This window comes from Bartonella capreoli, assembly GCF_902813205.1.
GTDB classification, from domain to species: domain Bacteria; phylum Pseudomonadota; class Alphaproteobacteria; order Rhizobiales; family Rhizobiaceae; genus Bartonella; species Bartonella schoenbuchensis.
On sequence record NZ_CADDZX010000156.1, the window covers coordinates 1 to 486 of the forward strand.

The 486-nt window shown below is 43.8% G+C and carries 1 protein-coding gene; it reads right to left on the reverse strand.

What is annotated here, in order from left to right:
* Nucleotides 1–147 precede the first annotated feature (147 nt).
* Nucleotides 148–486: ATP-binding cassette domain-containing protein (locus J7R05_RS07835; RefSeq protein ID WP_208541831.1), on the reverse strand; the 339-nt coding region annotated here is incomplete at its 5' end.

Sequence of the window (486 nt, forward strand, 5' to 3'; positions counted from 1 at the left end):
AGGGTGCTGCGCGCTCAAAATCCGCAAAACGTGCGTTTTTATTATCGACAGATGCGTTTTTACCAACAACAGCCGCCCACAAAAAGCCGAAAGAGGACGTGCAATTGATAGTAAAACAATAAAAATACTAATCTTTATTGAGAGAACTTATTTGTGTGCAAATTGCAGTTTGGCTAGATGCGCATAAACCCCATTTTGGGCAACGAGTTGTGTATGTGTTCCTTCCTCAACAAGAGCCCCCTTATCCATAACAAGAATGCGATCTGCTTTCAAAATCGTTGCTAAGCGGTGCGCAATCACCAATGTTGTGCGATTTTGCATCAACCCTTCTAAAGCTTCTTGCACCAATTTTTCACTGTTTGCATCTAAGGCTGATGTTGCTTCATCAAGCAGTAACAGTGGAGCATTTCTTAAAATCGCGCGTGCGATGCCGATGCGGTGTGTTTGCCCACCAGAGAGCATAATTCCACGTTCTCCAACTTGGCT